Source organism: Roseobacter sp. (genome assembly GCF_045106495.1).
Lineage (GTDB): Bacteria > Pseudomonadota > Alphaproteobacteria > Rhodobacterales > Rhodobacteraceae > Roseobacter.
Genome location: NZ_JBGCEQ010000013.1, coordinates 65359 through 71529, shown reverse-complemented (window position 1 = coordinate 71529; position 6171 = coordinate 65359). Strand labels below are relative to the sequence as shown.

The 6171-nt window shown below is 53.2% G+C and carries 6 protein-coding genes; 4 read left to right on the top strand and 2 right to left on the bottom strand.

The genetic code is table 11. The features are described from left to right. Positions 1 to 165: 165 nt before the first annotated feature. The 4 genes from dapF (at position 166) to AB8B75_RS11075 (ending at position 3606) form a co-directional block, all read left to right on the top strand. Positions 166 to 999, top strand: coding sequence for a diaminopimelate epimerase (dapF, locus tag AB8B75_RS11090; RefSeq protein WP_405362233.1), 834 nt, complete (start codon positions 166 to 168; stop codon positions 997 to 999). Next, positions 996 to 2249 carry a tRNA (N(6)-L-threonylcarbamoyladenosine(37)-C(2))-methylthiotransferase MtaB gene (gene mtaB, locus AB8B75_RS11085; RefSeq protein ID WP_405362227.1) on the top strand — a complete coding sequence of 418 codons (1254 nt, stop codon included), beginning with the start codon at positions 996 to 998 and terminating at the stop codon, positions 2247 to 2249. Before dapF ends, mtaB begins: the two co-directional genes overlap by 4 nt. 404 nt (positions 2250 to 2653) lie before the next feature. Next, a complete protein-coding gene (locus tag AB8B75_RS11080) occupies positions 2654 to 3328 on the top strand; it encodes a Crp/Fnr family transcriptional regulator (protein WP_405362225.1) in 675 nt (224 codons plus the stop codon). 128 nt (positions 3329 to 3456) lie between these two features. After that, the gene (locus AB8B75_RS11075; protein ID WP_405362224.1) at positions 3457 to 3606 is read left to right on the top strand and encodes a hypothetical protein; all 150 of its coding nucleotides are present in this window, start codon (positions 3457 to 3459) and stop codon (positions 3604 to 3606) included. 434 nt (positions 3607 to 4040) lie between these two features. On the opposite strand, the gene AB8B75_RS11070 is transcribed toward AB8B75_RS11075, so the two are convergent. Together AB8B75_RS11070 and petB are read right to left on the bottom strand one after the other, a co-directional pair. Beyond that, complete coding sequence (locus AB8B75_RS11070; protein WP_405362222.1) at positions 4041 to 4826, bottom strand: cytochrome c1; 786 nt, start codon at positions 4824 to 4826, stop codon at positions 4041 to 4043. Between the two features lie 13 nt (positions 4827 to 4839). After that, complete coding sequence (gene petB, locus AB8B75_RS11065) at positions 4840 to 6168, bottom strand: cytochrome b (RefSeq protein WP_405362220.1); 1329 nt, start codon at positions 6166 to 6168, stop codon at positions 4840 to 4842. Positions 6169 to 6171: the final 3 nt, after the last annotated feature.

Here is a 6171-nt window from a genome sequence, read left to right as displayed (position 1 = left end):
TTCGAACCTGCGACCCACTGATTAAAAGTCAGTTGCTCTACCAACTGAGCTAACGGCCCACTAAGCGGACTAACTAGAAAGGTGGCGCGGAAGGGTCAAGCCCTTTTCCTGTGAATTCTTAAAGACCTACTGGATAGTTTTGTCCCTTCAGCTTATATGGCCAAAATGCGCAACCAGGGCCAAAGAAATTGGGCCTTTTTGAAGATGCACGGGCTTGGCAACGACTTCGTTGTTCTGGATGCACGCACCAGTGGAACCACTGTTACGCCGGAATTGGCAACAGCACTCGGGGATCGACATAGAGGCATTGGATTTGACCAATTGGCCGTCATCTCAAACGGAACGGCTAAGCTGCATCTGAGTTTTTACAACGCGGACGGCTCCACCTCTGCTGCATGCGGTAACGCCACGCGCTGTATCGCGCAATACATCATGCGCCAAACCGGCCAGAACTCCTTGAAGTTTACTACTGACCGCGGGGCTCTTGAGGCGTGCGATGCTGGTGGCGGACTAACATCAGTCAATATGGGGCACCCGCAACTGATGTGGGCTGACATCCCGCTGAGCCATAAAATGGATACTCTTTCTCTGCCGCTCGACGGGGCCCCTGTAGCAACCGGTATGGGCAATCCTCACTGTACGTTTTTTGTGGAAGACGTCGGGAAAGTTGACCTCCCGGTATTCGGTGCCGCATATGAGCATTCTCCGCTCTATCCTGAACGTACGAACGTGCAAGTCGCTGAAATTACCGGACCGGACCGCATTCGGATGCGGGTTTGGGAACGTGGCGTGGGCATTACCCTAGCCTCCGGATCGTCAAGCTGCGCAACAGCGGTCGCTGCGGCCCGGCGCGGCCTGACGAGCCGATCGGTGACTGTTGATCTGGATGGTGGCACCTTGTTTGTTGAGTGGCGGGATGATGGTGTCTGGATGACCGGTCCGACAATGCATGTCTTCTCCGGCAGCATCACGTCTGAATTTATGGATAGCTTGATATGAGCGCTCCGGTTTTTTCGACCATGGGTTGTAGGTTGAACGCCTACGAAACCGAAGCCATGAAAGAGCTTTCCGACGCGGCGGAGCTCAAAAACGCTGTTGTCGTCAATACCTGCGCGGTGACGGCCGAAGCTGTGCGCAAAGCACGTCAAGACATCCGCAAGCTGCGGCGCACGCATCCTGACGCGCGCCTGATCGTCACCGGCTGTGCCGCGCAAACCGAGCCGGAGACTTTTGCGGCCATGACTGAGGTCGATGTGGTGATCGGCAACACCGAAAAGATGCAGAGCGCAGTTTGGAAGGGCCTTGCGGCAGATTTCATCGGTGACACAGAAGCCATCCAGGTCGACGACATTATGTCAGTGACGGAAACAGCTGGCCATTTGATCGATGGGTTCGGCACTCGCAGCCGGGCCTATGTTCAGGTCCAGAACGGCTGCGACCACCGATGCACGTTTTGCATCATCCCCTTTGGTCGTGGCAATTCTCGATCCGTGCCTGCGGGCGTGGTTATCGATCAGATTAAGCGGTTGGTTGATGCGGGATACAACGAAGTGGTCTTGACCGGTGTCGACCTGACCAGCTGGGGAGCCGATCTACCTGCCGAACCAAAACTTGGCGATCTGGTGATGCGCATTCTCAAATGCGTGCCGGATCTGCCAAGATTGCGCATCAGCTCCATCGATAGCATCGAAGTGGACGACAACCTGATGATGGCCATCGCCACGGAAAGTCGACTGATGCCTCACTTGCATCTGTCATTGCAGCATGGGGATGACATGATCCTGAAACGGATGAAACGTCGACACTTACGTGACGACGCCATCCACTTTACCCAAGACGTGCGTAAATTGCGCCCAGACATGACATTTGGTGCGGATATCATTGCTGGGTTCCCGACTGAAACTGATCAAATGTTCGAAAATGCTCTGGCCCTAGTGCCAGAATGCGATCTGACATGGCTGCATGTTTTTCCCTATTCAGCGCGACCGGGTACACCTGCAGCGCGCATGCCACCAGTGGATGGCAAGAAAGTCAAGGAACGAGCCAAAGAGATGCGCAAAGCCGGAGATGCGCAAGCTTTGCTGCATAGAGCGCAGCAGGTTGGCCGAACCCATCATGTATTGATGGAAAGCGCGCTTATGGGGCGCACGGAGCAGTTTTGTCCTGTGACATTTGATGCACCTCAGCGCGAGGGCGATATCATAAGTACAAAGATCAAAGACCACGCAGACGGTACGCTTTTGGCTTGAGAGAACCGCGCAAGCCGGGTCTGCAAGATATTTTCCGTGACAAACGCCGGATTTGATCGCTAGTCTAGGGCTACCTTGTGGGAGAGGTATTTTGAAAATTCAAATAGGGTCGCTTCTGGAAATGACAGTCCGGAATGACCTGCACGCCGGAGTTTGTTCATTACTCTAGAAAACGGTGCAAGCGGCTTTGAAATGCGAATCCGACCTTGCGTAATTGGGTGTGACAGCAAACTTTTGCAACTCGGCTCTTTGCCCGCTCTGCAGGCTATGACTTGGTAATACTCCTTCCGCGACAATGTAGAGCTTTCGGTTAACCGAAACACCCGTTTCGATTGTAGTCACGAGATCGACACGTTACTTTGAGCGACCAAATTTTCTGGTGGTCGGAATTGGAAGAGGCGAAAATGGACACCATAACACTGCCAAAAACCGGGTTTCTGGCCCATGCTTCCAAAGATCTATCCGACCTTATGGCATCGGTGGCGACCGAAGTACGATTGGCTGAAGGTGAAGTGCTGTTTGAGCAGGGCGAGGATGGGGATACGCTTTACGCAATCATCTCGGGTGCCTTGGAATTCAGTGTGTTGTCTCGAGAAGGTCGCAAACTGTCGCTGGACGTGATGCGACCTGGTGCGTTGTTCGGAGAAATCGCGCTATTCGATCCAGGAACACGTACGGCCACTGTAACGGCACTGGAGCCCGCGAGGCTGCGCGGTGTCCGGAACGCGGATATGCTGCGTGCCATTCGGGAAGCCCCGGACCTAGGCATTGATATGATTCAATTGGCAGGCGAGCGGATGCGCTGGATGAGCAGCCAGCTCAACGAGCAGGTTTTTCTACCGATGCCGGCGCGCCTTGCACGGAAAATCCTATATTTGACGATTGATGGATCAAAACAGCTTTCCACGCTGACATTATCGCAGTCCGAACTTGCAGAGTTCGTCGGAGCCACCCGTGAGGCCGTTTCAAAAACCTTGGCGCTTTGGAAACGCGCGGGGGTGATTGAGGCAACTCGTGGCGGTGTTGTCGTTCTGGACCGTGACGCCCTACAAGTCATGGCCGACCTGCATCAAATTTAATCCTACCGTGTGAACGGTTTCACAGACTACGAATCGCTTTTGCATCATGTTGGGGTCATTGAAGGACACATTGTCCGTTCCCAACTTTCCAGAGATTTCTGGGACCAGTACGCAAAAGGGGCTGCGAAATGGTACGCGATAAGAAAATTGATAGCGAACGCTCGAAAACTCCACCGACAACTTCTAAAGTCAAAGCGGTGATCGCATGGCTCGTTGAAGCCGACCGCGAATTTCGCGTGGCTCAATCCATGGTCGATAAAACACACAATCGTTTTTGAGGCCGGACAAATGTGTGTTGTCGTCAAACTTACCATCCAAGTTGGACCCTACGTTTCAGAGGCTAGACTGGCGTCAGCGCAGAGGGTCGTGCATGCACCGAAAAATGATGAATTCCACGTTGAATGTGATCCAGTTCACATACAACGATTCCCCTTTAACTTATTGTTAAGTTATTAATGGTGAGCGGTAAAAAGTAATCGCCTTGAATTACAAGGCTCTCGATCTGGTAAAGAAATACTTTTAACGACAAGGGACTGGAACAAGACTACGGCAAAAGACGCTTTCGCTGACGATTATCCGTGGTTGTTTGAACTGTCCAATTTTGACTCTCCCCAGGGTCTGTCATTAGCCTTTGTGACTGAAGGTGCAGACAGGAAACCCCCCGTGCCGACGCACGGGGGGTTTTTTGGACATCAATGCAAGAGCATCCAGCCTAGCTGGTCTCTTTGCCTTTCACAGGCGCCCAGAGGCGCTTGTTTGTAAGGTAAAGGAGCACCGAAAGCAGCGTCAAAAAGACCACCCCGGCGAAACCAGCTTGTTTACGAGCCATCATTTTTGGCTCAGCCGTCCACATCAAAAATGCGGAGACATCCTCTGAAATGTGGTCCAAGTCATTTGCATGCTCATCTGCAAATTCTACGTCTTCTCCATAAAGCGGAGGCGCCATCGAAATCCAGCCGCCTGGAAAGGCGGTATTCTCGTAAAGCGTTACGCCCGCTTCTTCCTTTTCTTCACCGGTGTACCCGGTCAGCAATGAGGCGATGTATTCTGCGCCGCCAATTCCCTTGAAAAACTGGTTGATGCCCAACCCGTAGGGTCCATGAAAACCAGCGCGGGCCTTAGCCATCAAACTAAGATCAGGTGCGTTCTCCAAACCGGAAGCCGGGAAGTGATCGGAGGGCAGCGCTTCGCGAAAATCGTCAAGCTCTGCGTCAAACACCTCGAAATTCTGTGCATACGCCCTGACCTGATCTTCCGGCATCCCCGGTCCACCCTCTTCCGAGAGAGACCGGATCGGCACAAATTTCAAACCGTGACATGCCGAACAGATTTCCGTGTAAACCTGAAGCCCGCGTTGCAGTTGGTTCTGGTCGTACTTTCCAAACGGGCCCTCAAAAGAGAAATCGAAATCCTCGATATGACCCTCGCCGCCTGCGGCCAGGCCTGCTGTGGCAAGCCCGAAAGCCGCCACTGCACTAAGTGTAAGTGTTCTGAACATGATCTTTTGTCCTTTATTCAGCAGGCGTGGCGTCAGAAGACTTGGGGTAGTGCGACGTGAAGTCTTCTTCGATCGTATCAGGCTGAGCAACTGGTTTCTCGATGACACCAAGCAATGGCAGGATCACGAGGAAATAGGCAAACCAGTACGCAGAAGCGATCAAGGAGAAGGTCGCGTAAGGCTCTTCTGCGGGCATGGCACCCAACCACATCAGCGCGAAGAAATCGACGACCAGCAGCGCAAACCACCACTTGAACATCGGCCGATAGCGACCCGAACGCACGGAAGAAGTATCGAGCCATGGCGCCAAGGCCATCACAGCAATCGCACCGAACATCGCCAACACTCCAAAGAACTTGGCATCGATGATGCCGCCGGTCACGAAGGATGCAATCTGCACAACCCATACTTCGCTCGTGAAGGCCCTCAGGATCGCGTAGAATGGCAAGAAGTACCATTCCGGAACGATGTGAGCAGGTGTCGCAAGAGCATTGGCCTCGATGTAGTTATCGGGGTGACCCAGATAATTCGGCATGAAACCGACGACGGCGAAGAACACCGCCAGAATAACCGCCAGCGCGAAAAGGTCTTTGATCACAAAGTATGGCCAAAACGGCAGCGTGTCTTTCTCAGCGTCTTCCTTGGACGTGCGACGCACTTCGACACCTGTGGGGTTGTTGTTACCCGTGGTGTGGAAGGCCCAGATGTGCACGATCACCAGTCCAGCAATCACGAAGGGCAACAAATAGTGAAGTGAGAAGAAGCGGTTCAGCGTGGCGTTGTCCACCGCTGGTCCGCCCAGCAGCCATGTCTGGATGCTCTCCCCAATGAAGGGTATCGCGCCAAAGAGGCCGGTAATCACCGTTGCACCCCAGAATGACATCTGACCCCAAGGCAGAACATAGCCCATAAAGGCAGTGCCCATCATAGCCAGATATATCAGCATGCCGATGATCCAAGTAATCTCGCGCGGGGCTTTATAGGACCCGTAATAGAGCCCTCGGAAAATATGGGCATAAACAGCGATGAAGAATAAAGATGCACCGTTGGCGTGCATATATCGCAGCATATATCCGCCGTTGACGTTGCGCATGATGTGCTCAACCGAGGCGAAAGCCATATCCACGTGTGGCGTATAGTGCATTGCCAGTACGATGCCGGTAATGATCTGCAGTGCCAGACAGAACGTTAGAACAATGCCCCAGATCCACATCCAATTGAGGTTCTTGGGGGTCGGGATCATCAATGTGTCATACAGCAGACCGACAACGGGCAAACGGCTATGTAGCCACTTTTCGCCTCCGGACTTCGGTTCGTAGTGGTCGTGAGGAATTCCAGCCATCAG

Bases quoted from the DNA above. Each gene is read 5' to 3' on its own strand.
- mtaB (WP_405362227.1), top strand. From the start codon at position 996: ATGAGCGCTCCGGTTTTTTCGACCATGGGTTGTAGGTTGAACGCCTAC.
- AB8B75_RS11080 (WP_405362225.1), top strand. From the start codon at position 2,654: ATGGACACCATAACACTGCCAAAAACCGGGTTTCTGGCCCATGCTTCC.
- AB8B75_RS11070 (WP_405362222.1), bottom strand. From the start codon at position 4,826: ATGTTCAGAACACTTACACTTAGTGCAGTGGCGGCTTTCGGGCTTGCC.
- AB8B75_RS11075 (WP_405362224.1), top strand. From the start codon at position 3,457: ATGGTACGCGATAAGAAAATTGATAGCGAACGCTCGAAAACTCCACCG.
- dapF (WP_405362233.1), top strand. From the start codon at position 166: ATGCGCAACCAGGGCCAAAGAAATTGGGCCTTTTTGAAGATGCACGGG.
- petB (WP_405362220.1), bottom strand. From the start codon at position 6,168: ATGGCTGGAATTCCTCACGACCACTACGAACCGAAGTCCGGAGGCGAA.